23 protein-coding genes are annotated in these 20,794 nt (G+C 58.4%); 14 read left to right on the forward strand and 9 right to left on the reverse strand.

Annotated features, from left to right (window positions below; translation table 11 throughout):
• Positions 1–61: 61 nt before the first annotated feature.
• Entirely contained in the window at positions 62–1,345 is a 1,284-nt protein-coding gene (gene salA, locus U5A08_RS19215; RefSeq protein ID WP_321848063.1) for a salicylate 1-monooxygenase, read from the reverse strand.
• Positions 1,346–1,488: 143 nt separating this feature from the next.
• Between salA and U5A08_RS19220 the strand changes: the two genes are divergently transcribed.
• Positions 1,489–2,388, forward strand: coding sequence for a LysR family transcriptional regulator (locus U5A08_RS19220; protein WP_247404094.1), 900 nt, complete (start codon positions 1,489–1,491; stop codon positions 2,386–2,388).
• A 7-nt stretch (positions 2,389–2,395) separates the two neighbouring features.
• On the opposite strand, the gene U5A08_RS19225 is transcribed toward U5A08_RS19220, so the two are convergent.
• Positions 2,396–3,298 carry a LysR family transcriptional regulator gene (locus U5A08_RS19225; protein WP_275969279.1) on the reverse strand — a complete coding sequence of 301 codons (903 nt, stop codon included), beginning with the start codon at positions 3,296–3,298 and terminating at the stop codon, positions 2,396–2,398.
• A 151-nt stretch (positions 3,299–3,449) separates the two neighbouring features.
• Between U5A08_RS19225 and U5A08_RS19230 the strand changes: the two genes are divergently transcribed.
• The 4 genes from U5A08_RS19230 (at position 3,450) to U5A08_RS19245 (ending at position 6,247) form a co-directional block, all read left to right on the forward strand.
• Positions 3,450–3,647, forward strand: coding sequence for a tautomerase family protein (locus U5A08_RS19230; RefSeq protein WP_201021264.1), 198 nt, complete (start codon positions 3,450–3,452; stop codon positions 3,645–3,647).
• Between the two features lie 84 nt (positions 3,648–3,731).
• Positions 3,732–4,085, forward strand: coding sequence for a putative quinol monooxygenase (locus U5A08_RS19235; RefSeq protein ID WP_275969280.1), 354 nt, complete (start codon positions 3,732–3,734; stop codon positions 4,083–4,085).
• 71 nt (positions 4,086–4,156) lie between these two features.
• Positions 4,157–4,771 carry a nitroreductase family protein gene (locus U5A08_RS19240; protein WP_321848068.1) on the forward strand — a complete coding sequence of 205 codons (615 nt, stop codon included), beginning with the start codon at positions 4,157–4,159 and terminating at the stop codon, positions 4,769–4,771.
• 105 nt (positions 4,772–4,876) lie between these two features.
• Positions 4,877–6,247, forward strand: a complete 1,371-nt coding sequence (locus tag U5A08_RS19245) for an MFS transporter (RefSeq protein WP_321848070.1) — start codon at positions 4,877–4,879, stop codon at positions 6,245–6,247.
• Between the two features lie 37 nt (positions 6,248–6,284).
• Here U5A08_RS19245 and U5A08_RS19250 read toward each other — a convergent pair whose 3' ends face one another.
• The 3 genes from U5A08_RS19250 to U5A08_RS19260 form a co-directional block, all read right to left on the reverse strand.
• On the reverse strand, positions 6,285–6,938 hold the full coding sequence (locus tag U5A08_RS19250) for a hypothetical protein (RefSeq protein WP_321848071.1): 654 nt from the start codon (positions 6,936–6,938) through the stop codon (positions 6,285–6,287).
• A 207-nt stretch (positions 6,939–7,145) separates the two neighbouring features.
• Positions 7,146–7,940 (reverse strand): SDR family NAD(P)-dependent oxidoreductase, encoded by a 795-nt coding sequence (locus U5A08_RS19255; protein WP_321848072.1) that lies wholly within the window; start codon positions 7,938–7,940, stop codon positions 7,146–7,148.
• A gap of 139 nt (positions 7,941–8,079) precedes the next feature.
• On the reverse strand, positions 8,080–8,988 hold the full coding sequence (locus U5A08_RS19260; protein ID WP_275969285.1) for a LysR substrate-binding domain-containing protein: 909 nt from the start codon (positions 8,986–8,988) through the stop codon (positions 8,080–8,082).
• Between the two features lie 238 nt (positions 8,989–9,226).
• On the opposite strand from U5A08_RS19260, the gene U5A08_RS19265 reads away from it, so the two are divergent.
• The gene (locus tag U5A08_RS19265) at positions 9,227–10,180 is read left to right on the forward strand and encodes an alpha/beta fold hydrolase (protein ID WP_321848075.1); all 954 of its coding nucleotides are present in this window, start codon (positions 9,227–9,229) and stop codon (positions 10,178–10,180) included.
• Positions 10,181–10,325: 145 nt separating this feature from the next.
• On the opposite strand, the gene U5A08_RS19270 is transcribed toward U5A08_RS19265, so the two are convergent.
• Positions 10,326–11,225 carry a LysR family transcriptional regulator gene (locus tag U5A08_RS19270; RefSeq protein WP_275969287.1) on the reverse strand — a complete coding sequence of 300 codons (900 nt, stop codon included), beginning with the start codon at positions 11,223–11,225 and terminating at the stop codon, positions 10,326–10,328.
• A 109-nt stretch (positions 11,226–11,334) separates the two neighbouring features.
• Here U5A08_RS19270 and U5A08_RS19275 point away from each other — a divergent pair, with 109 nt between their 5' ends.
• From U5A08_RS19275 to U5A08_RS19290, 4 genes are read left to right on the forward strand one after another with little or no spacing between them, the layout of a single operon-like run.
• Complete coding sequence (locus U5A08_RS19275) at positions 11,335–11,964, forward strand: NADPH-dependent F420 reductase (RefSeq protein ID WP_275969288.1); 630 nt, start codon at positions 11,335–11,337, stop codon at positions 11,962–11,964.
• 20 nt (positions 11,965–11,984) lie between these two features.
• Positions 11,985–12,827, forward strand: a complete 843-nt coding sequence (locus U5A08_RS19280) for a DODA-type extradiol aromatic ring-opening family dioxygenase (protein ID WP_321848077.1) — start codon at positions 11,985–11,987, stop codon at positions 12,825–12,827.
• On the forward strand, positions 12,820–13,491 hold the full coding sequence (locus tag U5A08_RS19285) for an alpha/beta hydrolase (RefSeq protein ID WP_275969290.1): 672 nt from the start codon (positions 12,820–12,822) through the stop codon (positions 13,489–13,491). Before U5A08_RS19280 ends, U5A08_RS19285 begins: the two co-directional genes overlap by 8 nt.
• A gap of 18 nt (positions 13,492–13,509) precedes the next feature.
• Entirely contained in the window at positions 13,510–13,911 is a 402-nt protein-coding gene (locus tag U5A08_RS19290; RefSeq protein WP_201062449.1) for a DoxX family protein, read from the forward strand.
• A gap of 81 nt (positions 13,912–13,992) precedes the next feature.
• On the opposite strand, the gene U5A08_RS19295 is transcribed toward U5A08_RS19290, so the two are convergent.
• Positions 13,993–14,874, reverse strand: coding sequence for a LysR family transcriptional regulator (locus tag U5A08_RS19295; RefSeq protein ID WP_321848079.1), 882 nt, complete (start codon positions 14,872–14,874; stop codon positions 13,993–13,995).
• A 158-nt stretch (positions 14,875–15,032) separates the two neighbouring features.
• Between U5A08_RS19295 and U5A08_RS19300 the strand changes: the two genes are divergently transcribed.
• From U5A08_RS19300 to U5A08_RS19315, 4 genes are read left to right on the forward strand one after another with little or no spacing between them, the layout of a single operon-like run.
• Positions 15,033–16,049 (forward strand): LLM class oxidoreductase, encoded by a 1,017-nt coding sequence (locus tag U5A08_RS19300; RefSeq protein ID WP_321848081.1) that lies wholly within the window; start codon positions 15,033–15,035, stop codon positions 16,047–16,049.
• Positions 16,046–16,846 (forward strand): sugar phosphate isomerase/epimerase family protein, encoded by an 801-nt coding sequence (locus U5A08_RS19305; RefSeq protein ID WP_321848083.1) that lies wholly within the window; start codon positions 16,046–16,048, stop codon positions 16,844–16,846. Before U5A08_RS19300 ends, U5A08_RS19305 begins: the two co-directional genes overlap by 4 nt.
• A gap of 15 nt (positions 16,847–16,861) precedes the next feature.
• Positions 16,862–17,668 (forward strand): TIM barrel protein, encoded by an 807-nt coding sequence (locus U5A08_RS19310; RefSeq protein WP_058822702.1) that lies wholly within the window; start codon positions 16,862–16,864, stop codon positions 17,666–17,668.
• 34 nt (positions 17,669–17,702) lie between these two features.
• Positions 17,703–18,686, forward strand: a complete 984-nt coding sequence (locus U5A08_RS19315) for an LLM class flavin-dependent oxidoreductase (RefSeq protein ID WP_253397287.1) — start codon at positions 17,703–17,705, stop codon at positions 18,684–18,686.
• Positions 18,687–18,792: 106 nt separating this feature from the next.
• Here the strand turns inward: U5A08_RS19315 and U5A08_RS19320 are convergent, their stop codons facing one another.
• Together U5A08_RS19320 and U5A08_RS19325 are read right to left on the reverse strand one after the other, a co-directional pair.
• A complete protein-coding gene (locus tag U5A08_RS19320) occupies positions 18,793–19,917 on the reverse strand; it encodes a glycerol dehydrogenase (RefSeq protein ID WP_321848084.1) in 1,125 nt (374 codons plus the stop codon).
• Positions 19,918–19,955: 38 nt separating this feature from the next.
• Entirely contained in the window at positions 19,956–20,738 is a 783-nt protein-coding gene (locus tag U5A08_RS19325; RefSeq protein WP_058822700.1) for a (S)-acetoin forming diacetyl reductase, read from the reverse strand.
• Positions 20,739–20,794 lie beyond the last annotated feature (56 nt).

Raw genomic sequence — 20,794 nt, forward strand, 5'->3', positions numbered from 1 at the left:
GGTTTATCCTCTTGGGGCGAAGTCATCCCAGCGGCACGGGGCGCGGGGTACGTTGATCGGGTTATTCACACGCGGCCCAGCCCAGCTGTGCGCGAGCCGCTGTCAGGTCCGATTGCAGGTCGTGGTGCCACAACCAGTCGAAACGGCTGGCCAGGGTGCTCGACAAAAGGGGCTCGCAGTCCTCGACCTGAACGTCGCGAAACTCATAGAGCTCGCCCGCCTCGCGGGAGGTTCGCTGCACACGGCAGGCACGCGGCCGGCGGATGGCGTCGTACACCTGCAGCACGCGCTGGGCGTGACCTTCCAGCACACGTGGATCACCCAGCAGCCGCGCGAGCAGCCAAGCGTCTTCGAGCCCTTGCCCGGCGCCGGCGCCCTGGTGGGGAAGCATGGCGTGGGCCGCGTCACCGATCAGCGCAACACGGCCATGGGTATAGCCGGCCAACTCGTCCAGTTCGTGAAGGGCCCACAACGTCGGTTCGGGAATGCACCCAAGCAGCACGCGCACCGCATCGTCCCACTGCGCGAACGCATCCAGCATTTGCGCCTGGCTGGTACTTTTGACCCAGGGCGTGCCGGGCGGCCATACCGGGTTGGGCTCGCTGCGATCGGAAAGAAACGCCACCACGTTGATCAAGCGGCCCTGCTTGACCGGAAACGTAAGGATGTGGGCATCGAGGCCCAAGTACATTTGCGGCACGTTGATCAGGTGCTCATCTACGCCAGCCGAGCGATAGGCGGCGCGCAGTTGATCACTGTCGATCATGCCGCGATAGGCGCAGGTACCGCTGAAACGAGGGGCGACCGCAGGCTGGCCCAGCCCCTGGAGAACATAGTCGCGTAGCGAAGACTTGATGCCGTCTGCCGCGATCAGCAGGTCGCACTCGTAGTCCGTGCCATCGGTGAACCGAACGCTGACGCGGTCACCCGTCTCCTCGGCGCCGACTGCGCGCTTGTCGAAGCGGGCGACACCTTCGGGTAATTGCTGGGCCAGGGCGTCGAGGAAATCCGCGCGGTGTACGGAGGACTGTCCGACACCCGGGGCGAGGCTGGCACCGAGATAACCGGCATCGACGCCACGGCGCCATTCAAACCAGATGTCTTGCCAGGGTTGCAAAGTGCGGTCGGCAATCCGCTCGTAGGGCTTGCCGATTCCCAGTCCCTCAATGGCGCGCACGGCGTTCGCACCGAACGACACACCGGCACCGACCTCACCGAAGGCGCAGGCCGCTTCAAACAATGTCACCTGCAGGTGCGGGTGACGGCAGAGATCAAGAGCCAAAGCTACGCCGGCGATACCGCCGCCGACGATGCCCACTTGCAAGACAGAATGAGGGCGAGTCATGGGAAAACCTTTTTAGTGTTTTTTTTGGAATAGATCGATCATGACTATTCACAAACCATTGATAAATGCCCTCATACCCATACAAGCTATCACCAGCCTGAATACACATAGCCATTGGTAAGGCCACGGAGCGATAAACCGAGATGAACCTGCGCGAGCTTGATCTGAATCTGCTGGTGATTTTTAACCAGTTGCTGGTGGACCGAAGCGTGTCGGTGGCGGCCGAGAGCCTGGGGCTGACTCAACCCGCAGCCAGCAATGCGCTCAAGCGTTTGCGCACCACCTTCAACGACGAGTTGTTCGTGCGCACGCCAAAGGGCATGCAGCCCACACCCTATGCCGCGCAACTGGCGGAGCCGATCTCCCAGGCGATCAGCCTGCTGCATGGTGCGATCAACCGGCAGGACGAATTCGACCCAGCGACCAGCCAGAAGCGCTTCGTGGTGGCAATGACCGATATCGGGGAAATTTACTTTATGTCGCGCTTGATCCAAGCGCTGCTTGAACAGGCCCCCGGCATCTCGGTGACCACCCTGCGAAGCACCGCGGATCTATCCGAGAACCTGGCCAATGGTGAAGTGGACCTGGCCGTCGGCTTACTGCCGGACCTGCAGGCAGGCTTCTACCAACGACGCCTGTTTCACCATCGCTACGTGTGTCTGTGTCGCAAGGACCACCCGCTGACTCAACAGCCGATGACCCGGGAACGCTTTTGCGCATTCGGGCATGTCAGGATCTTGGCCGCGAGCACCGGGCACGGCGAAATCGACACGCATATGCAACGCGCGGGCTTGCAACGCGAGATTCGGCTCGAAGTGCCGCACTTTGTCGCGGTCGGCCATATCCTGCAGAACACTGACCTGATCGCCACGGTGCCCGAGCGCTTCGCCACCAGCTGTGTGGAGCCCTTCGGCCTGACGAGCCTGCCGCTGCCCCTGCCGTTGCCCGAAATCGCCATCAACCTGTTCTGGCACGGTAAATACAATCGCGACCCGGCCAACAAATGGTTCCGCCAACTGATGTTCGAACTGTTCAGCGATTAAGCGCCACTCACTGCCAATGCGCACACAGCCTGACCAGCTCATCGACCACATACCGCACCTTCGGCCGCAGATGGGACACCTTCGGCCACACGGCATGCACATCGACCGGTTCGGGCTCATACGCTTGCAGCGCTTCCACCAGCCGGCCCGCATCAATGTCATCCTGGAACAGGCTGCGCGGCATCTGGCACAGGCCGACGCCGGCCACGGCAGCGAGGATCATGGCTTCTCCGTCGCCGATTTGATGAGTCGAGGGTGGCGCGTAACGTACGGTCTGCCCCGCTTGCATGACTCGCCACGACAGCGGCTGGCCGCGTCGATGCCCGACAATGCAACGGTGATGGCTCAGGTCTTCCAGGGTCTGCGGAACACCAAAGCGTGTCAGGTAGTCGGGCGAGGCACAAATGGCCCAGCGTTGTCGGGTCAGCCGCCGCGCCACCAGACCGCTGGTGTCCTGTAGCTCCCCGAAGCGGACCAACAAATCGATCCCCTCCTCGAAGGGATCAACCAGGTGGTCGGAAAACGTCAAGTTCAGTTGCAAAGCCGGGTACTTGTTGGCGATCTCAAACAGCAATGGGGCGACGACCCGACGACCGAATGCCACAGGGATGTCTACCCGCAGACGTCCGGAAGGCTCGCCAGCGCCGGGCCCCAATCCACTCTCTGCGGCACCAATTTCCTCAAGGGCGGCAGAGCACGCCACGAAATAGGCCTCACCATCCGCGGTCAGGGAAATGCGGCGAGTAGTGCGATGAAACAACTGCGTACCCAAGCGCTCTTCCAGACGTGCAATGGCTTTTCCTACAGCGGATTTTGACAGGCCTAAACGCTCGGCAGCCTGGGTGAAGCTTGTCGAGCGCGCGGCCACGACGAACGTGATGACGCCTTGAAACGAATCGATAGGAACCATGCCTGCTTACCGATTGTAGAGTTTTAGTCTACCCAGATTATAGCTTGAGGCCGTTTATCGCCAGCACACTCAACAGTAGGATGAGTTCTAGAAAGACAACGGTGCACATCACGCACCTCTCTCCAGATCAATGCCCCAAGAGGACACCATCATGCCCGTCGTACGTGTGAGCTGGTTCGAAGGTAAAGAACACGCACAAAAAGCCGCTGTTGCCGCAGACATCACCGAAAGCATCGTGAAACACACCGGTACCGATGCCAGCTATATCTACGTCATCTTTGAAGACGTTGCCGCGTCGGACTGGGCTGGCGCCGGCAAGCTGTTCGGCGACGCGCCCGAGAAATCCTGACCCCAGTGGCATCGAATGCATCGGCTTGGCCAGCGATGCATCCTCAACAGGCTTCCCATGAGGCCTCTGACGGACGAGTTATCCATGCACACACATATCTCCTGCCTGTTCTCCCTCGCTGTAAAACCCGAAGAGTTTCCAGTGTTCAAGGCGTTGATCGCGAACATCGTTGCAGCAACCAGCACCGAGCCTGGCACGCTGGTTTACGAATACAGCGTCAACGAAGACAACAGCACCGTTCACATCCTTGAACGCTATAACGCCGATGCCGTTGTCAGCCACGTAGACACCACCTTCGCACCGTTCGGCAAGCGCTTCCTCGAACTGTGCACCGTTACGAGCCTGGTGGTCTACGGCATGCCGGACGCAGAAATCCGCAAACGCCTGGACCCGTTCGGGGCGGTGTACATGACCCCCTTCGACGGTTTCAGCCGCTGAGTCCAATGACGGCGCAGGCTTGACGGCAACAACGGGCTGCGCCCCCTCCCACGTCCCGCACGGAGATCACAATGTCCGGTATTGCTGAAGTTATTAAGTCCCGAATTTCCGCCAACAGCTACGACACAGAACGTCAATTGACCGATCAACAGATCGCTGAGCTGATCGATCTGGCAACACACGCCCCCTCTGCCTTCAACCTTCAGAACTGGAAGTTCCTGGCCGTGCGCAGCACCGAAGCCAAGGCACGATTGCTGCCGTTGGCTTTCGGTCAACAGAAGATCATGGATGCAACCGTGACCTTTATTGTCTGTGGCACCCTCAAGCCCCATGAAACACTGCCGGCAGCCCTGAAACCGACACTCGATGCCGGAATCATTGACCAGGCGATCTACGACATGTGGGTGGGCGCGGCTCAAGGCATGTATCAGGAAAACCCGCAGTTGCAACGTGACGAAGCGATCCGCTCAGGCTCGCTGGCCGCGATGACCTTGATGCTGGCAGCCAAGGGCCATGGCTTGGTTTCTACCCCCATGATCGGCTTCGACCAGGCGGCTGTGGTCAAAGAGTTTGCGCTCTCGGACGTGGAAATTCCCGTCATGTTGGTTACCGTTGGTTATCCTGGCGCAACCAACTGGCCGCAAAAGCCTCGTAAAGCTGTCAACGACGTGCTGCTGTTCGTATAAGCCCATGACGCGAACGCTAGCCTGGCCAGGCAAAGCCTGGCCTCGCTAGAGGCGGCTGCTCGCTTCACAACTAAGACCTGCCAGGGACATTGAAAGACGACCGTTATGTCCAAATCGCCCTCTTCGTTACGCGCAATACTGATCGCTGCCTGCCTGGGGTTTCTTGTCGTTCAACTGGATGTCAGCGTGGTGAACGTCGGCCTTGGCGCCCTCAAGAGCGCGTTCGGAACCGACCTCACAGGCTTGCAGTGGGTCATCAACAGCTACGCCTTACCCTTTTCTGCCTTGCTGATCCTTGGCGGCGCATGGGGCGACAAGTGGGGGGCAAAATCGGTCTTCGCAACGGGCTTCGCTATCTTTACCCTCGCTTCCGTCGGCTGCGGCCTCGCCGACAGCATGACCATACTGATCACGATGCGGGTCGTGCAGGGCGTCGGAGCGGCCTTGCTCATACCGACCTCACTGACCCTGATTCGCGTGTCATTTCATGACCTCAACGCCCGTCGTTCAGCCGTGGCGCTTTGGGGCGCCTGTGGGGGTATCGCACTGGCTGCCGGCCCCGTAATCGGTGGCCTGATGATCGAGTATTTCGGCTGGCGAAGCGTATTCCTGCTTAACATTCCGATCGGCCTATTGGCCATCGGGCTGATCCTTCGTAACGCCCCCGCGTCCCCTCGGGTTGATAAGCAGGTCGATATTCCCGGCCAAATCAGTATTGTCATTTGCCTGGCCTCACTAACTTATGGCTTAACCGAATCCAGCGCCAAGGGTTGGGTCAGCGAAACACTTACAGCAATGGCGATCGCCGTCACCTGTGCGCTGGCCTTTATTGTGATAGAACGTCGGGTAAAACATCCGATGCTGCCCACTAGCCTGGCCACAAACAAAGTTCTGGGGAGCATGGCGCTCGCAGGCGCAGCGATCAACCTGACCTTCTATGGAACGGTCTTTGTTTTCAGCATTTACTTTCAAACATTCCTGCATTACGACGCGTTCAAGACCGGCTTGTCGTTTATACCGCTGACCGCGGTGCTGACACTCTCAACCATGCTCTCGGCAAGGTTCGCCAAGCGGTTCAGCGCCACACGTATTATCACGACGGGTTTCACAATTCAGATCATCGGGTTCATAGCCCTGTCGCAAACCACTCCACACATCTCGCTGTGGCAGCTCAACAGCGCGCTCATGCTCGTGGGTATTGGCAGCGCGATGTCTGTCCCGTCCATTACCAACACGATGCTCTCGTCGGTGCCCCAGCATGATGCAGGCATCGCCTCGGGCTTGATGGCCTCTGCCAGGCAACTGGGCGGCGTGATCGGCGTTGCCGTTTTCGGCACACTGATCGCCCACTCTGACGAGGCATCGTTTTCCTACGGAATGTCGAAGGCCATGCTGCTCTCTGCGTTGACCTTGCTCATGTGCATCGGCGTGAATCTGTACGTTTCGCGCCAAACCCGAGTGCCGGCGCCGCAGTAAAAGCCAACTGGCGCCGGCGCCACGGTAGCCCCGGCGATCACAGCTCATCACCTGGGGTTATCCGTAAATCCTTAAAATGCGCGACGGTCCCGGACTCAATCCAAATACCGACACCGCCGCGCTGTTCAGCGCCAAACTTGAGATCGTTCACAATAAATGCGGGCTTTTCTTTATGGTCGAGATACAAGCTGGCTTTGGATCCCTTGACGACTAATTTCATGTGTATCCATCGCCCAAGCTCGATATCTGCATAAGTCTCATATTTTTCGGGTGACTCTTTACGCAACTGGTCAAACCTGAAATCTGGAAAACCTGCGTATTGTACGGAGTGATTTCGCCTTATCTGATCGTCGGCCTGACTATTGGTCGGGCGCAGGTAGATGCTTTCGAAGCGGGCCTGACTGTCAATACGAAAAGAAACGCCAATAAAGCCCCTGGCATAGGCCGGCGCGTCTGAAGCAAGGTCACTGGCAACATCAACTTCAATTGACCCGTCTTTGAAATCAACGGGTAGCCACGCCATAAAGTCCCTATCCAGTAACCGCTCTTTGGCCTCGTCCTGGTAGGAAGACGTTGGCATTTTGATTTCCAGAGCGGCCTGGCCTTGGTAAACGCTTTCAACCAGCGAGACACCTGAAAGGCGAAATTCACTGGAACGTGAGTATTGGGTATTTACCACTTCATCAGCCATTACGACTCCAACAGATACCGCGAGAAAGGCAACTGACGCATTCAACATCATGAGATCAACCCTGCAAATCACTGAGTTCCAGCCATCAAAAAGAGACCCGATGAAAAGAGACTTTTCATCGGGTGCTTCGCGAACGTTTAATGGCTGACTACGCGATAACAACTGCTAGAACATCAATCACCGCGCCACCACCTGGGCAGGTGTCACTCAGACGATATCGTCGACTACCCCGCCATCTACCCGGAGCGCCGCCCCGGTGGTGGCTGACGCCTGCGTAGAGCAGACGTAAATGATCATGTTCGCGACTTCTTCGACCGTGGCAGCGCGCTGGATGATCGAGCTGGGTCGATGCTGCATGACGAATGCTGACGCCACCGACTCGAGTGATTCTCCGGTTCGCTCAACTTCTGCGCTCAGCATTTCAGCAACGCCATCGGATAGCGTCGGTCCGGGGAGCACGCTATTCACGGTTACGCCACTTCCCGCAACTCGCTTCGCTAAGCCACGCGCCAAGGCCAATTGTGCTGTTTTCGACACCCCGTAATGAATCATGTCCGCGGGAATGTTGCGTGCCGATTCAGACGCGACAAACACCACTCGCCCCCAACCACTCTCAACCATCGCTGGTAGCAACGCTCGGCTTAAACGCACACCCGACATCACATTGGTTTGCCAGTAGTTGTTCCAAACCTCATCGCCAGCCTCAAAGAAATCCTGTGGCCCATAGATGCCCGCATTGTTAACCAGGATGTCGATACCACTGAGGCCCGCCAACAGCGCCTCGACCCCTTCCGAGGTGCTCAGGTCTGCAGCGACACCCGTGACAACGGCTTCAGGCACCGCTGCCACCAGACGAGCAACCGCATCGTTTACAGAATGTTGACTCCTACCGTTGATGACGACGGCTGCGCCGGCTTGCGCAAGCCCTTTGGCCACCGCAAAACCAATACCGCCAGTGGATGCGGTTACTAAGGCGCGTTTCGTATTCAGTTGGATATTCATCATTACTCCGTCAAGAATGAGCGGGCATTTCTGCCCTTCAGTAGCCCCTACGGCGACGTAGAAAACCAAGGTGACACTCTATTGACTGATCACGCGCTGATAAATATCCATTGCGAATGGTGATTTACAACAGCCTGTTTCAAAAGGCTTCCGACACCACCGCATCAACGCCAAAGGTCTGCGTCGCGAAGTCGAGAAAGCTACGGACTTTAGGTGTCAACCTGCGGTCAGGTGCGAAGAGCACATGCAAGGGCCGACTCGGCGGCGGGTAGTCGGGCAGCAACGCGATCAATTCACCTTGCTGCAGCGACTTGCGCACAAGCTCCACGGGTTGAAGCAATATGCCCAATCCGGCCAGCGCGGCGCACAGAAGCGGCTCGCCGTGATCAGCCATCAACCGGCTGCCCACCGGAACAATGACCTTGCCTTCAGGCCCGTTAAACGTCCAATGGGTGCGCAGCTCAGTGTGTGAAAACCCCAGGCATTCATGGGCCTGAAGATCCCACGGTGTTTCAATCGCAGGCTTGCCTTTCAAGTAGGACGGCGCGGCACACAGAATGAGCCTGTAGGGCGCCAACGGCCTTGCGACCAGGCCGCTGTCCGAGAGCTGCCCAACCCTGAACACCACATCGAAGCCTTCGTCTATCAGGTCGACGGCACGGTTGGCCAGGGTCAGTTCGACGCTGACCAAGGGGTTGGCCTGCATGAACTCAGGCAGCCTTGGCGCAAGCGACTGCATACCGAAACTCACGGGCGCATTGATCCTTAGCTTGCCGCTGGGCGAAGCCTGTATTTCGGCCGCCATATTTTCAGCAGTTTCTACTTCCGCCAGGATGAATTTGCAGCGTTCATAAAATTCACGCCCGAAGTCCGTGAGACTCTGGCGCCGGGTGGTGCGGTTTAACAAACGCACGCCTAGGTGCTGCTCCAAATGATGAACGTGCTTACCGATCAATTGCGCAGACATTTGCAGTGCGTCGCCAGCAGCACTGAAAGACCCCATCTCTACGGCTTTGACAAACGCCGCCATGCTGCTCAGACGATCCATTACCAATAATCCGTTTCGAATGTTCACGCATTCTGGGTATTTATCTCACGACTGTCCAAGCTCTATTGTCCTCTCACGGCACAATCGTTGTGCCAAGTGCGGGAACATGAGTGAAGTCATCAACCGCAGGTTAACGACCAGGCATTTCGAGTCTCGGTGCGCTGAGGCCAGCCCTCAATGAGGCTCAATACTTGACTTGATTGCCTAGCGCCTTTTTTAAACTGCATGGAATTGGACTGTGGGATACCCGCTGAAAAAACAATCGCTCTCCGCCCTGCTCGGCGAAGACTTTTACTTTCCCCATGAAATCATGGGTCAGGCGTTCCGCGTCTCGGACTTCGAAGGCCTGACACTTAGCAGCTTCGTCACCAGCGACCAGGTCAACTTGGGGTACTGGGAAGCCGGTGCGGGTAGGCCCCTGATCTTCATCCCCGGCTGGTCGGCAAACGGCGCGATGTACTTCCACGTCATGCATATCCTGAGCAAGCATTACCACGTGTACGTGCTGGACGTTCGCAACCAGGGCCTCTCCGAAAGGACCGCGCTCGGCAACCGGATTTCACGCTATGCCATGGATGTGAAAGAGTTTGCAGAGCACCTGGGCCTGTCCGAAGCCGATTACTGCGGCTGGTCAATGGGCGCATCCGTGATGTGGGCCTACATCGACCTGTTCGGCACACAAGACATACGGACGCTGAGCATCATCGACCAGGCCCCCTCGATCTATTGCCATGCCGACTGGACAGAACAACAGCGACTGGAAGCAGGTGCTTTCACCACCTCGCCTGAACGCATGATCGCGTCCTACGTCAACATGACGCCCACCAACCAATTGATTTCGGGAAGCCGGGTGGTTGAGCGGGCCATGGCCCTGGACTCGCCCTACTTTCACAACGTCATAAGCCTGGCGCAGGCTGTTGTGAACGACGACATGGCGTTTACAGGGCTCGTGCTTTTCGATCACGCCACGAACGATTGGCGAGACGTCATTCAATTCAAAATTGATGTTCCAACGGCGATTTTCACAGGGGAATACAGCGACTGGCTGGGCAGTCAGCGATGGATGAGCTCGGTCATCAATGACGCGGTGCTGCATGTGTACAGCAAAGCCGAACAAGGCGACCATTTTCTGGCATTCAAGAATCCGGAAAAATTCGCTGCCGATTTGCAGGCCTTTCTGGACACTCCCTGAGTCAAGCCCGAGCCCCTCTCTCTACAAGCAGCGCGGTCGCCAGAAGAGTCCGCGACAACGCCTTGTACGCCAAGAATGCGACGCTCCATTTGCCCGACTGAATGCTCCCCTTTCTCAGCCGGGATTTTTTTGCGCCACACCGCCTCTACCGCTCCCACTGAGGGTGGCTAAATCGCTCAACCAGAAAGTTGATCAGCACCCGGACCTTGGTCGCCAAGTGTTTGCGGGTGGGATAGACCACGTAGATGCCCAGTTCGACCGACTGGTACTCAGGCAGGATCTCAACCAGGTCCCCCGCCCTCAAATCCTCGGCCACCATGAAACTGGGCTGCAAGGCAATGCCGCCCCCTGCCAAGGCAATACTGCGACAGGTATCGCCATTGTTGCAGCGAACGATCGAGCGGGTGCGCACACTTTCGCTGCCGTCAGGGCCCTGAAATTGCCACTCATTGCCGCTGGCGAAGTTGGTGTAGGCAATCACTCCGTGCTCCGCCAGGTCCGCCAAGGTGCGCGCTTGTGGGTGGCTCGCCAGATAGTCGGGGGACGCACACAGGCACATCCGCGTGCCCGCCAGACGGCGCCCTATCAGAGAAGAGCTTTCCATGCGGGCGATACGAACCGCGGCGTCGAAACCCTCCTCCACAAGATCCACCAGGCGGTCGTTCAAGCTGATGTCCAACTCGACGTTGGGGTAGGCCTTCATGAAGTCGCCCCATAGCGGCGCCAAGTGCAGCACACCGAAACTGACCGGCGCATTCACCCTTAAAACACCACTGGGTTCCGGTGCAGTGGACGATACGGCCTCCTCGGCCTGATCCATGAGCGCCAGGACTTCACGCGCCTGATGGTAAAACTGGCGCCCCTCCTCCGTCAATGAAAGGCGTCGGGTCGTGCGGTGCAGAAGCCGCGCACCGAGTCGTTCTTCAAGGCCGCTCACGTAGCGCGAGATGGCCGCCTTGGACATTCCAAGGGGCTCGGCCGCACCGACAAAACTGCCTTTATCGACCACGGTGCAGAAGACCTGCATCTCCAACGCTCTGTCCATAATTGTCTCGGCAAGTGGAACGATTAGTCGCATTTAGCCTTATTTATCTCAGTATCTCAACCTATAAACTGAGCCCATCGAAACGCACATCAACGTAAATGAGGTCGTTATGAAAATTACAGTAGTGGGTACCGGTAACATGGGTTCGGCGTTCGCAAAACAGCTGTCCAGTGCCGGGCACATCATTCGCATCACTGGCCGTGAAATTGAAAAGGCCAAAGTGTTGGCCGCCCAGTTTGAAAATGCCAGCGCCTTTCCAGCAGCTGAAGCACTGGGTGACAGCGATGTCATTGTCCTTGCCACAGCCTACGCAGACGCCGCCACAGCGCTGCAAAGTCTGGGTGATCTGACCGGCAAAGTGGTCATCGATATCACCAACCCACTGAGCGCCGACTACATGTCGCTGACCATCGGTCACGTGACCAGCGCCAGCGAGGAAATCGCCAAAGCGGTGCCTCAAGCCCACGTCGTCAAGGCATTCAATACCCTGTTCGCTCAAGTGCTCGCCGACGGCCCGACATTCTCGGATAACCAGCGTGGCAGCGTGTTCGTCGCCAGTGACAGTGAGCGTGCTAAGCAGACCGCAACGGCCCTGGCACAAAGCCTGGGTTGGAAGACGGTGAACGCAGGTGGGCTGATCAACGCTCGTTACTTGGAGCCGCTGGCAGGCCTGAACATCTATCTCGGCTATGGCGCCGGCCTAGGCACCTCCATCGCCCCTACCTGGCTTAACAAGTAATCACTTCGGAGCACTTCACCATGAACACTTCGTTCCCCCTGTTGTTTGTGTCTCATGGTGCTCCAATGTTTGCCATCGAGCCCGGTCTGGCTGGTCAGCGGCTGGCCGAGCTCAGTCGCGAACTGCCGCGACCAGATGCCATCGTCATCCTCTCTCCGCATTGGATGACGCGTGGTGAAGTCAACGTCACGGCGAGCACCGCACCTGACACCATCCACGATTTTGGTGGGTTTCCCGACGCGCTGTACCAGTTGAGCTACCCGGCACCTGGGGCTCCGGCGTTGGCCGCCCAAATCGTGGGTTTGCTGCAGAATGCGGGATGGAAGTCCCGGCTTGACGACCGTCGAGGACTGGACCACGGCGCCTGGGTACCACTGCTGTATCTGGCCCCTGAGGCAGACATACCCGTCGTTCAGGTATCGATGCCTACCGGCCTCGATACCCTCCACGCCTGGAAACTGGGCCAAGCCCTCAAGCCACTGCGGGATATGAATGTGCTGATCGTGGCTTCTGGAAGCCTGACCCACAACTTGTATGAGTTTCGGGGGGCGGCCACCCACGGTGCCGACTACGTGAAAGCGTTTGCAGCCTGGACAGCCCAAACCCTGCAAGCGGGCAATACCGATTTCTTGCTGGACTATAAGCAGCACGCACCTTCGGCCGAACGTGCCCACCCGACGGATGAGCATTTTTTACCGCTGCTCATCGCCCTCGGCGCGGCCGGTGAACACTACGAGACTCGAGTTCTGGAGGGCGGCGTGAGCTACGGGGTACTGGCGATGGACAGCTATCTATTTTCCTCAAACAACCCTATTGGATTCGACTCAATTCAACCTAGCCAAGGCGTTACAGATCATGCGTGACACCTCTTTTTCCGAAGCCGCTCGCGAGCCGCAAACGGGCCTGTTTTTCCGCAAGGGTTGCAGTACATCGGCGCCTAAGGGCCGGCTGCTTCTGCTGCATGGCGTCGGTTCAAATGAAGCGAATCTCGCGTCATTGGCCGCGTCCCTGCCCGAGGAACTGGAAGTCATTCTGCTCCGCGGCCCGCTGCAGGTTGGCCCACAAGGCTTCGCCTGGTACCAGGTGAACTTCACCAGCAACGGCCCTTCATTCAATCAAGAACAGGCAGAGGCCGCCCGGCAACTGTTGCACCACTTCATCGAAGCGCTGCCCACGCTACCTACCGTGATCGCCGGCTTCAGCCAGGGCGGCATCATGAGCGCGAGCCTCGGGGTCACCGAGCCCGAGCTGGTTGCCGGATTTGCAATATTGAGCGGCCGGATGCTGCGCGAACTTGATCCTCGGATTGCTTCGGCCGATCGACTCCAGTCCATCAACGCTTTCATCGCCCATGGTCACCAGGACAACGTACTACCAGTGGCTTGGGCGAAAGAAGCGGACGAATGGCTGAGTCAAATCGGCGTCGCCCACGAAACACATTTCTACAACATGGCCCACGAGATCGTCGCTGAAGAACTGGCGGACTTCTCGCAATGGCTGACCAACACGCTGTCACTCTCCAAGTAAACAAAAAGGAACCGCACCATGATCGACACACGTACCGCACCATACGCTGCCTTCGTTATGCGCCTGGCACTGGGCATTATGTTCATGGCCCACGGCCTGACCAAAGTCTTTGTCTTCACCCCGGCAGGCACTGCGGGCTTCTTTGAGTCCATCGGCTTCCCGGGCTTCCTGGCCTACCCGGTCATGGCCTTTGAAGTGATCGGCGGTTTGATGCTGGTGCTGGGAGTTTATTCGCGCTGGGTAGCCGCTCTGGCAGTGGTTCAGCTGTTCGTGGCCGCGACCGTCCACTTCGGCAATGGCTGGAGCTTCACCAACGCCAATGGCGGCTGGGAATACCCGATTTACCTGAGCGTCACCGCACTGGTCGTAGCCTTGCTGGGCGACGGCGTCTTTGCGGCAAAGGCCTCCAACAAAGCGTAAGTCACTGAGGATTCAAAACCTGCCGACGCTGCGGAACTCTCCGGAGCATCGGCAGTTGGCGCTCGGGCCAACCGTACCGCCTCACGTCAGACACGATGTCATAAAGCTTACAAAGGCCTTTATCTTGGGTAACGGATGACGACTCGATGGCCAGAGAATGCTGAAGGTACGGTGGTCGCGAACGTAGCGATCCAATACAGGCACCAATCGTCCGTCTGCAATGGCGTCCTCGACAAAAAAGTCAGGGAGGCACGCTATACCTCGTCCCGCCTCAGCCATTGCCAACAACGGTTCAATCGCGTTGGCGGTAGCCGACTGTCCCAGTTCAACACTGTCCTGTCCCTTTTTTGACACCAGAGGCCAAGGGTCGAGTTTACCGCTGGTGGGGTATCGGTAACGCAGGCATGAATGGCTGGACAGTTCCGATGGCCGTGATGGAACACCCCGGTTTGAAAGATAGTGCGGAGACGCGACCAGACGATGACTGTAACCGTTGAGCTTGCGCATCATCAGCCGCGAGTCTTCAACCTCACCGATACGCATCACGGCATCAAAACCCTCCTCGATCACGTTAACCAACCGATCACTGAACTCCAGTTCCAACTCCACTTCGGGATACGCCTGCTGAAACGCAATCAAGTGAGGCATCAACCTCATGCCCAGTTGTGGCAAACCGAGACGCAACTTCCCCTGGGGCTTGCCAGCAGCCTGGGTGAGCTCTCGTTTGGCAACCTCGTACTCCGCGAAAATTCGATGGCAGCGTTCCAGAAACAGGCTGCCCTCGGACGTCAGGGTAATGGCGCGCGTGGATCGGTGAAACAGCCGTACACCAAGCTCCTCCTCAAGCCGTGCAACCGCCTTACCAATGGCCGATGAAGACACGCCGGTTCTGCGCCCTGCCTCGGTAAAGCTGCGCGTTTGCGCGGCATGCACGAACGCGCTGAGCGCTCCAAAATGATCCATGCACCCCCCCTATCTATTTGAGCGCTTTATTCGCAAATGTTCGGAACTTCATCCTATTTTTCTTTCGCATCATACAACTTATAGTCGGCGCAATCGTGACTTCAAACGCTGCAATGCTCAGCGAAGCCACCGCCGTCCGACTCTACGAGACTCCTCGAATGACCTCGATGCTGTCCAACCTCGTGCTTGCGCCCGAACTCAAGCAACACCCCGGCTATGCTCGCGTGTTCCAGCCCGGCCACTTGACCTTCGGCTTTATCGCACCGCTGGAAAGCTACCCCAACAGCCCTGGCCCGACCCTGCAGGACCACGCGCATATGGCGCAAAAAGTCGATGAGGCGGGGTTTTCTGCCATCTGGCTGCGAGACGTGCCCTTCTACGATCCGAACTTCGGTGACGTGGGCCAAATCCTCGACCCTCTGGTCTACGCCGGCTTCCTCGCCGCCGTGACCCAGAACATTGCGATTGGTACCGCTGGCATAGTCTTGCCGCTACGCGATCCGCTGATTGTGGCCAAGCAGGCAGCAAGCGTCGATCAATTGCTCGGCGGGCGTTTCATCATGGGCCTTGCCACCGGCGACAGGCCGGTGGAATACCCCGCTTTCGGCCTCGACTTCGACAACCGCGCCGAACGATTTCGGGATGCACTGGCGATCATTCGCGCCACCACGCAAACCCACTGGGCCACCCACACGTCGCGTTTCTATGGGCAATTGAACGGCGATATCGACCTGGTGCCCAAAGCCTTCGGCGCGCGCATGCCCACGATTATCGTGGGCCAGGCCGGGCAGTCGCTGGAGTGGATCGCGCAGCACACCGACGGCATTCTTTCGTACATTTCCAACCCGGCATTGATCCCGCAGATCATCGAGCGCTGGCGCGCCGCCTGCGGCCCCAACGTCTACAAGGCGTATGGCTACGGCACGCTGTTCGACCTGGACCGTGATCCCGACCATCCGCTGCAGGCGGGGCGCGTGCTGCGTGCCGGTCGAAACAGCCTGATCGAACACTGGAAACGCCAGCAGGACCAGGGGGTCGGTCACGTTGCCCTGCACTTCAAGCCCCAGCGCCGCCCGGCCGCGGAAGTCATCGACGAGCTCGGTGAATACCTGCTGCCGCACTTTCCCAGCGCCGTCTTACCCGTCGAGCCATCGCCAGCACAGGCCCACTCATGAATCGCACGTTGCATCATATGGATTTCATCTTCCAGACCGCCCTGGGCACCTATCCCTTGGCCGCGCAATGCGAAATGCTCGCCGAGCTCGGCTATCAGGGCATGACCATGTCCGCGTGGAGCAAAGACCTGAAGTCGATCCCCCAAGTAAAACCTGCGTGGGGCCTAGATGTGGGCGCGGTGTACCTGATCTATCGCAAGGGTCTCGAAGCCTTTGTGATCAATGTGTTCGAGACCCTCGAAGGCTGCAGCACCATCGAATTGGCCCTGCATTCCGGCGACGACGTCACGAACTTTGATCGCCGGATGCTCGAGCGCCTATTGCCGATCTGCGAGCGCCGTGGGTTGGAGATCAACCTTTACCCACACGCACGTTATGGCCTGCAAACCACCACTCAAGCGGTGGCGTTGTGCAAGGAATTCAACCATCCGCGCTTGAACATCGTCTTCAACGGTTACCACTGGTACGCAATGGAGGAAAAGGCCCTGGAGCAGCGCCTCGACGCCCTGTGGCCCTGGCTCAAACAGGTGAACATCGCCGGCACGCGTCGCTCCCCACTCGGCTGGGGCGGCCTGGCCACCATCGAACCGTTGGATGAGGGTGAAATGGACAACTTCGTGCTGCTCGGCGCCCTCGAACGTCGGGGCTTTGCAGGACGCTTCGGCGTGCTTGGCTGGGAAAGCATGGGCGGTGACGTCTACGGCAATCTGCGCCGCTCCGTCACGGCCTTCCGCTCCATGGAACAGCGCTTGACCGCCCACCCCGAATGGGCCGTCCTCGCCGACGCGCCTTACTGAGTCAGGAGAGCCGCCATGACTCATCGTATCCATGCACTTGACTCGTTCTTTTACTCGTCCATGGGCGTGTATGCCTTCCAGACCCAGTGCGAAATGCTTGCCGAACTCGGCTATGACGGCATTACCGTCGCGGCCTGGGGCGGCACACCGCTGACCGATCTCTCGCTGCTGCCGAACGTGCCACAACAACATGGCCTGCGGATCGAAGGGCTGTACCTGGTGCTGCATGAAGGACGCAACGACGCGCTGATCCAACGCCTGGTCGAAACGGTCGAAGGCGTCGAACTGATAGAGCTGGCCGTGCAGACGTCGGTCAACGGCCACCCCGCGATCATGCGCTTCATCGAATCGCTGCTGCCGATTGCCGAACGTCGCGGCTTACGCATCGCGTTGTATCCGCACTTGCACCACGTGACCCAGACCACCGCGCAGGTGGTCGAGATCTGCCAGCACTTCGCACACCCGCGCCTGGGCGCTTCGTTTAACGGCTACCACTGGTACGCCAGCCAGGAAGGCGAATTGGAGCAACGTCTGGCGGCAATGAAGCCCTATCTGATGCAAGTGGTCACCTCCGGCAGCGCGCTGTCGCAACTGGGTTGGGGTGGCGTGGCCACCATGGAGCCCGTTGATCGGGGCGAGATGGACAACTTCGCGCTGATCGCAGCCCTCAATCGCGTCGGTTACACCGGCAGCCTTGGCGTGCTCGGCTGGGATTACGGCGGTGACATTTATCTCAAGCTGCAGCGCTGCCTGGCCACCCTGCGCGATATCGACCAACGCCTGGAACACCACCCTTCCTGGGCGGACTTCCCACTCAAATAGTGGCCTGTCCAATCACCTTGAAACGGAGCCTGCAATGACAGCCTTGTCTGTGCTTGACCTGATGATGATCGGCGAGGACAAAACCTTCGCCCAAACCCTGGATGAAGCGGTCGCCCTGGCGCGACATGTGGAAACCCACGGCTACAAACGCTACTGGATCGCCGAGCACCATGACTTGCCGGGCATCGCCTCGTCGGCAACCAGCCTGCTTATCCAACACCTGGCGGCGAACACCACAACCCTGCGCGTGGGAGCTGGCGGCATCATGCTGCCCAATCATTCGCCGCTGATGGTGGCCGAACATTTCGGCACCCTGGACACCCTGTTCCCCGGGCGCATCGACCTGGGAATCGGTCGCGCACCGGGCTCAGCCGGACCGGCGATCCGGGCATTACGCGGCGATGCCTCCGAGCGCGACTTCACCCAGGACATCCGCCAACTGACCGACTACCTGGCCGATGAAGGTCGTCAGCCTGTAAGGGCGATCCCCGGCAAACACAATGTCCCTCTCTGGCTATTGGGCTCGAGCCTGAACAGTGCCGAACTCGCGGCAAAATCAGGGCTGCCTTATGCGTTCGCCTCGCACTTCGCCCCGCATTACCTGATGGATGCCATTGCGTATTACCGCCACAACTTCCGTCCCAGCGCCACGTTGCAGCAACCCTATGTGATCGTGGGCGCCAATGTCTTCGCCGCGCCCACTCGCGCTGAAGGCGAGTACCTGGCCAGTTCTCATCGCCAGTGGGTCAGCCGCCTATATGCAGGCAAACCGGGCCCCCTGCCACGGCCCGAAGAAGGGTATATGGAGAGACTTGCCGAACGCGACCGCTACAGCCTGGCCCAGGCAATGGCCTGTACCGCGGTGGGTGACCAGCAGGATGTGAGCGATTGGCTGCGCCGGTTCATCGACACCACCCAGGCTGACGAGGTGATGATCGACGCGCGGATCTATGATCCCCAAGCGCGCTGCCGCTCCTACCAACTGGCCGCCGAATCGATTGCGGACTTATTGGACTGATGCCGCTGGTGGCACTCGGCCTGCCGCTGAAACGCCTCAATAGCGCAACACGCCTTGAGGCGTCGTCAATCACTCAACCCGATTGACGACGCCGGCGCGCTGGAAACTAGTGCGCATACTTCTTCTGTTTAAAGGCGCGCAACATTGCATCCGTTGCCACTATGGCGTCATAGACCAGATTGGGCGTGACCGTAAACGGCATGTTGTGAATCGTGTCGTTTTTATCACAAGCCACCTCAGCCACCTTGCGCCACTCCTCTTCTTTGAAGGTCTTCAGGCCCAGGTCCTCCAGTGTCAACGGCAAGCCGACTGCAATCGCGATATCCACGACCTCCTCGATCTCCTCCATGGAGGCAGCTTCCATCACCAGTTGCGTGAACAGGCCAAATACCACCTTTTCACCATGCTGTGCGCCATGGAGATCATGCACGGTGGTCATCCCGTTATGAATCGCATGCGCCGCCGCGCAGCCGCCCGACTCGGCCCCCACCGCAGACATGTAAATGGTCGCCTCAATGGTATTTTCCAGCGCAGACGTAATGACTTTATTCTCAACGGCATAAGCCGCCTGCGCCGAGTATTTCTTGATGGTTTCATAGCAGGTTTGGGCAATCGCAAAACCAATCAATGTCGGCTTCAACATGTTCCCGTCATTGCCCAGTATCAGGTTGTCGCGTTGCGCGGCAAAACAGGCTCTGGCCTCAAAGTAGGTGGCCAGGCCATCCCCCACGCCAGCCGCAAAAAATCGCGCTGGCTGTTCTGCCAGAACCCGCGTGTCCGCCAACACCACGTCAGGATTCTTGGATAAGAACAAGTAGCGATTGAACGTATCGTCGTCATTGTAAATCACTGAAATCGCCGTGCATGGCGCATCCGTAGAGGCGAGCGTCGGCACGATCAATACCGGTTTTCCCAAGAAATGCGCGGCCGCCTTGGCCGTATCCAGGGTCTTGCCGCCGCCGATACCGACAATGTAGTCAAAGTTACGAGCAGCCTGAACGTGCTTATCGATTTCACTGTCCGAACATTGCCCGCCAAACACGACCAGTTCAGCCGCCTGTTCATTCGTGAATCCCGGCAAGGCTTTCTCATGAACGCGGTTAACAATGAACTGATCACAAATCAAATACGCATTGGCCCCATACGGTTTGCCATGCAGGGATAAATCCATTAATGCGTCGGCCTGCAGCAGGAATTTAGCTGGCGATGCAATGCCCTTGGTAATATTCATCTCATCTACCCTCACGTTGTACTTGGCGCCTTAAGCGCTTAGTTGAATACCATCCCACCATCGATAATCACGGCCTGACCGGTCATGTAGTCCGAATCCGGACCGGACAGGAATGACACACAGGCCGCTACATCTTCCGGCTGCGAAAGTCGCTTCAACGTAATGTGCTGGGCAAACTGCTCCATCCCCCACTCCACGCTTTGATTGGCATTGTCCGCGACATCCTGGGCAACTTTGCGCATCATCGGCGTGTTGACGATGCCTGGGCAGTAGGCGTTCACGGTAATGCCCAGGTGGGCCAACTCTCGGGCCGCAGTCTGGGTGATGCCACGCACGGCAAACTTTGTCCCGCCATACACCGCCAGGTCCGGATTGCCGATATGACCGGCCTGGGACGAAGCACTGATGATTTTCCCGCCGTGGCCCAGGGTTTTGAATGCGTCCACTGCAGCCTGAATGCCCCATAGAACGCCACCAACGTTGATATCGAAGGTTCTGCGGTACATCTCGGGCGTAATCGCTTCAATCGGGGCGATTGGCGCGATGCCGGCGTTGTTGATGACCACATGCAGGTCGCCAAGGCCATCCACCGCTTCCTTTACAGCCTTGAAGACATTATCTCGATCAGCCACATCCACGCTGATGGCCAGGGCTTTGCCGCCGGCTTTGTTGATGCGTTCGGCGACCTGACGAGCGGTTTCAATATTCATGTCCGCGCAGGCCACGGCAAACCCATCTGCCGCCAACCGCACGGCAATGGCCTCACCGATCCCTTGACCGGCGCCGGTAACAAACGCAACTTTTCCCAAGGACTTGCTCATTTTTATATGCCTTCTCAATGGTGATGGGGATATTGGCTAGCGATGACTGACGGTTC

The organism is Pseudomonas paraveronii (assembly GCF_963681955.1).
Lineage (GTDB): Bacteria > Pseudomonadota > Gammaproteobacteria > Pseudomonadales > Pseudomonadaceae > Aquipseudomonas > Aquipseudomonas paraveronii.

Coding starts and splice junctions, on each gene's coding strand:
- salA (WP_321848063.1), bottom strand. CDS start 1,345: ATGACTCGCCCTCATTCTGTCTTGCAAGTGGGCATCGTCGGCGGCGGT.
- U5A08_RS19220 (WP_247404094.1), top strand. CDS start 1,489: ATGAACCTGCGCGAGCTTGATCTGAATCTGCTGGTGATTTTTAACCAG.
- U5A08_RS19225 (WP_275969279.1), bottom strand. CDS start 3,298: ATGGTTCCTATCGATTCGTTTCAAGGCGTCATCACGTTCGTCGTGGCC.
- U5A08_RS19230 (WP_201021264.1), top strand. CDS start 3,450: ATGCCCGTCGTACGTGTGAGCTGGTTCGAAGGTAAAGAACACGCACAA.
- U5A08_RS19235 (WP_275969280.1), top strand. CDS start 3,732: ATGCACACACATATCTCCTGCCTGTTCTCCCTCGCTGTAAAACCCGAA.
- U5A08_RS19240 (WP_321848068.1), top strand. CDS start 4,157: ATGTCCGGTATTGCTGAAGTTATTAAGTCCCGAATTTCCGCCAACAGC.
- U5A08_RS19245 (WP_321848070.1), top strand. CDS start 4,877: ATGTCCAAATCGCCCTCTTCGTTACGCGCAATACTGATCGCTGCCTGC.
- U5A08_RS19250 (WP_321848071.1), bottom strand. CDS start 6,938: ATGGCTGATGAAGTGGTAAATACCCAATACTCACGTTCCAGTGAATTT.
- U5A08_RS19255 (WP_321848072.1), bottom strand. CDS start 7,940: ATGAATATCCAACTGAATACGAAACGCGCCTTAGTAACCGCATCCACT.
- U5A08_RS19260 (WP_275969285.1), bottom strand. CDS start 8,988: ATGGATCGTCTGAGCAGCATGGCGGCGTTTGTCAAAGCCGTAGAGATG.
- U5A08_RS19270 (WP_275969287.1), bottom strand. CDS start 11,225: ATGGACAGAGCGTTGGAGATGCAGGTCTTCTGCACCGTGGTCGATAAA.
- U5A08_RS19275 (WP_275969288.1), top strand. CDS start 11,335: ATGAAAATTACAGTAGTGGGTACCGGTAACATGGGTTCGGCGTTCGCA.
- U5A08_RS19280 (WP_321848077.1), top strand. CDS start 11,985: ATGAACACTTCGTTCCCCCTGTTGTTTGTGTCTCATGGTGCTCCAATG.
- U5A08_RS19285 (WP_275969290.1), top strand. CDS start 12,820: ATGCGTGACACCTCTTTTTCCGAAGCCGCTCGCGAGCCGCAAACGGGC.
- U5A08_RS19290 (WP_201062449.1), top strand. CDS start 13,510: ATGATCGACACACGTACCGCACCATACGCTGCCTTCGTTATGCGCCTG.
- U5A08_RS19295 (WP_321848079.1), bottom strand. CDS start 14,874: ATGGATCATTTTGGAGCGCTCAGCGCGTTCGTGCATGCCGCGCAAACG.
- U5A08_RS19300 (WP_321848081.1), top strand. CDS start 15,033: ATGACCTCGATGCTGTCCAACCTCGTGCTTGCGCCCGAACTCAAGCAA.
- U5A08_RS19305 (WP_321848083.1), top strand. CDS start 16,046: ATGAATCGCACGTTGCATCATATGGATTTCATCTTCCAGACCGCCCTG.
- U5A08_RS19310 (WP_058822702.1), top strand. CDS start 16,862: ATGACTCATCGTATCCATGCACTTGACTCGTTCTTTTACTCGTCCATG.
- U5A08_RS19315 (WP_253397287.1), top strand. CDS start 17,703: ATGACAGCCTTGTCTGTGCTTGACCTGATGATGATCGGCGAGGACAAA.
- U5A08_RS19320 (WP_321848084.1), bottom strand. CDS start 19,917: ATGAATATTACCAAGGGCATTGCATCGCCAGCTAAATTCCTGCTGCAG.
- U5A08_RS19325 (WP_058822700.1), bottom strand. CDS start 20,738: ATGAGCAAGTCCTTGGGAAAAGTTGCGTTTGTTACCGGCGCCGGTCAA.